Raw genomic sequence first — 3,476 nt, forward strand, 5'->3', positions numbered from 1 at the left:
ATGTCGGGCCTGTGGTCCGGCCGACCGAACACCGTCAAGCTCGACGAGCTGGACGTCATCTGCACTGTGCTCGGCTGCGGCGTCGAGGAACTGTTGCTGCCCGAGCCGGAGCGGGTGCCGGAGCCGGCACCGGCGACCAACTCGCAGGCCACGGCGGTGGGCCAGCCGCGCGCCGTCGCCCCGCGTCCTCGCGCAGGCAGGTCTCTGCCCCCTCGATGAACTGCGTGCACTGCGGCAAGACGCTGCCCAATGGATCGCGGCGAGACCGGGCCTACTGCGACCACAACTGCCGTGCCCTGGGCTCCTACTACCGCCGCAAGGCAGGCATCCCGCCCCTGCCCCGCTGGCAGCACCCTGCCCTGACCTCGGACAATCCGGCGCTCCGGTCGGCCGCGGCCCTCGCCAAAAAACTTGGCGAGGCCAACGGATGGTCACCGTCGCTCGTCCTGTGCGCGATGGACGGCCTGACGGCGGTGCTGGAGCATCGCCCGCCCGGCAAGCCCGTGAAGCTCACCGAAGTCCGTAGGCGAATACCGCGACACGCTTCCAGTTTTCGGGTTGCCGAAGTCCTCGCCCGCCTGGAACTTCTCGAAGACGACAGTGCCTCGGCGATCCGCTCGTGGATCGACGACCGCACCGCCGAACTGCCTGCTGGCTTCGCCGACGACGTCCGCGCCTGGCTGCTGGTCCTCCTCGACGGTGACAGCCGGGCCAAGCCCCGGTCCCGCACCTGTCTCTACGCCTACTTCGGCGGCGTCCGACCCCTGCTGGAGAACTGGGCGACGCCCCGTGATCACCTGCGCGAAATCACCGTCTCCGACGTCACGGCCGCACTGTCACCCCTGTGTGGATGGCAGCGTCGCAACGCCATCGCGGCACTGCGCTCACTGTTCCGCTTCGCCAAGAAGCACGGCCTGATCTTCGCCAACCCCACCACTCGACTCAGTTCGGAAGACATCCCACGCAGCCTGCTGCCGATGACCGACGCCGAAGTGCTCGCCGTCCAACGGATCGCCGTCACCCCGGCGCAACGGCTGATCGTCGCCCTGGCTGCCGTCCACGCCGCCCGCGCCACGGCTATCCGCAGCCTCACCCTGGACGACCTCGACCTGCCCAACCGCAGGATCACCATTGCCGAACACGGCCAACGGCTCGGCGAACTGCCGTACCAGACCCTGCTGGCCTGGCTCGACCAGCGCCGGGCCACCTGGCCAAAGACCCCCAACCGGCACATCCTGATCAACGCGAAGACAGCCCTGGGAACCGGGCCCGTCAGCCCCGAATACCTTAAGCGGCACCTACTGCACCAGGGCGTCTACCTCGAACGCATCCGCGGCGACCGGGTACTTCACGAGGCACTGACCGTCGGGGCCGACCCGCTGCATCTCACCCTGGTCTTCAACCTGTCCCACACCACCGCGAGCAACTACGCGACCATCGCCCAGAACCTGCTCGACGACCAGACGGGAGTCCGCCGAGATACGGTCGGAGGGGAGAGCGGGCGCTCTTGACGGCTGCCCGGAAGGGATTCCCTATCCGGACGGATCGTCTGCGGTGAAGAACAGGATCCGGCAGGGACGTCACGATCGCCTTGGAACACAGCGCCACGAGATCCTTGGGTGGCCCGAAGCCCGCGCTGATCCGACATCGGGCACTCAGCGCCTGGTCTCGTACCTGGTCAGCACCACGCCGTCAGGAAACGTCCGGGTCTCCACCAGGCTCAGGTTCACCCAGTTGTCCAGGGTCGTGAAGAACGGCGTGCCGCCGCCCACCAGGACCGGATGGGTGACGATCGCGTACTCGTCGATCAGCCCGGCCCGCATGGCCGCTGCGGCGAGTGTGGCGCCGCCGACGTCCATGGGGCCGCCGTCGTCGGCCTTGAGCCGGGTGATCTCGGTGACCGCGTCGTCGGTGACCAGGCGGGTGTTCCAGTCGACCGTGCTGGTCGTCGAGGAGAACACCACCTTCGGCATGTCCCGCCAGCGGCCGGCGTACTCGATCGCCGCCGGTGTGGCACCCGGCTGCTGGTCGGCGGTCGGCCAGTGGGAGCTCATCGTCTCCCACAGCTTGCGCCCGTACAGCGCCAGGCCCGTCGCCCCCACCCGGTCGGACCACCACTGGAACAGCTCGTCGCTCGGCACGCTCCAGCCGAGGTCGTCGCCGGGCGCGGCGATGTAGCCGTCCAGGCTCATGTTCATGGCAAAGGTCAGTTTCCGCATGGCGTCACACTCCCGTGAGTCGGTATTCGGCGTACAGACCAGCACGGCGCGGAAAAATCATCGGTCAGGCCACACCGAGGGCCAGTTGACCACCACGCCAAGCAGATGCTCCGTACGGAAAGGATCCCCGACCGAACGATGCTGGCGAAGCAGACAGAAAGAACCGGCACGGCTGCTGTCGAGGAGCTGCCGTTAAACCAGTGGCGTCCCCGTCGACGAGCTTCATAGCTTGTGCGTTCGTGACTGATGATCCGAAGGCGCGCCCGAACCGAAACGACCTCGGCCGAGTGTTCAACGAGGTGCCGGAGCTCTACGACCGGGTTCGACCGGGATACCCCGACGAGTTGTTCGCGGACCTTGGCACCATCACCGGCATGGACGAACGGTCGTCGGTGCTGGAGGTGGGCTGCGGTACCGGTCAGGCCACGCGCTCGCTGGCAGCGCTCGGATGCTCAGTGACCGCCATCGAGCCAGGCGCAGACATGGCCGCACTCGCTCGCCAGCGGATTGCCTCCTTCCGCAACGTCGAAGTCGAGACGTCGATGTTTGAGGAGTGGGATGACCGCGGTCGACGCTTCGATGTTGTCGTGGCTGCGTCGTCGTGGCACTGGGTCGACCCGTCGATTGGCTGGCAGCGAGCGCACGACGTGCTCTCTCCCGCAGGCTGGATGGCACTGCTCGGCAACGTCGTTGTCCGCCGACTGGGAGAGCCGGAGGCGCACGCCGAGACCGCCGATCTCCACGAGCGGTTCTGCCCCGGGAACCCCGACTGGGGTCATCCGCCCCTGGAGGACGACGTGCGCACCACCGACGAGGGCTGGGGACTGGTCAAAGATCCCGGAGGATCGTTCGGCCCAACGATCGTGCGCTGGTACCCGACCGTTCAGTGGTTCAACGGAGACGGCTTTGCCGATCACCTTCGCTCGTTGTCGCTGTACCGGAGACTCGACCGCGACGTCCGTGAGCCCCTGCTCGACGCCATCGCCGAGCGCATCCGCACGCGGATGGGCGACCGAGCATCACGCCGTTACCTGAGTGTCCTCCGTGTCGGGCAGCGCGCCGAGTGAGCCCGGCGGTAGAGGACCTGCCGATTCAGCGACTACGGACCCACCGCACTTTCATGCCTGCCTGCCGAAGACGCCGTGGGTTCCCAGTGAAAGCACCTCAGTCACGCTGAACTCACGGCCGATCGCGGGGTAAGAACGCTGTCAGTGCGCCACGAGGCGCTGTTGTTTCGGACGGAGGTGGAAGACCACC

4 protein-coding genes are annotated in these 3,476 nt (G+C 67.3%); 3 read left to right on the forward strand and 1 reads right to left on the reverse strand.

Going from position 1 to position 3,476, the window contains the following annotated elements; genetic code table 11:
- The coding region (locus ACFPZI_RS28860; RefSeq protein ID WP_381368997.1) for a helix-turn-helix domain-containing protein at window positions 1-219 on the forward strand (219 nt) is incomplete at its 5' end.
- Window positions 216-1,511, forward strand: coding sequence for a hypothetical protein (locus tag ACFPZI_RS28865; protein ID WP_381369000.1), 1,296 nt, complete (start codon window positions 216-218; stop codon window positions 1,509-1,511). The genes ACFPZI_RS28860 and ACFPZI_RS28865, both read left to right, overlap by 4 nt.
- Before the next feature lie 144 nt (window positions 1,512-1,655).
- Here the strand turns inward: ACFPZI_RS28865 and ACFPZI_RS28870 are convergent, their stop codons facing one another.
- Window positions 1,656-2,219 (reverse strand): dihydrofolate reductase family protein, encoded by a 564-nt coding sequence (locus ACFPZI_RS28870; RefSeq protein ID WP_381369003.1) that lies wholly within the window; start codon window positions 2,217-2,219, stop codon window positions 1,656-1,658.
- A gap of 239 nt (window positions 2,220-2,458) precedes the next feature.
- Here ACFPZI_RS28870 and ACFPZI_RS28875 point away from each other — a divergent pair, with 239 nt between their 5' ends.
- Window positions 2,459-3,286 carry a class I SAM-dependent methyltransferase gene (locus ACFPZI_RS28875; protein ID WP_381369006.1) on the forward strand — a complete coding sequence of 276 codons (828 nt, stop codon included), beginning with the start codon at window positions 2,459-2,461 and terminating at the stop codon, window positions 3,284-3,286.
- The last annotated feature ends 190 nt before the right edge of the window (window positions 3,287-3,476 follow it).

This window comes from Streptomyces chlorus, from assembly GCF_042655885.1.
Taxonomy (GTDB): Bacteria; Actinomycetota; Actinomycetes; order Streptomycetales; family Streptomycetaceae; genus Streptomyces; species Streptomyces chlorus.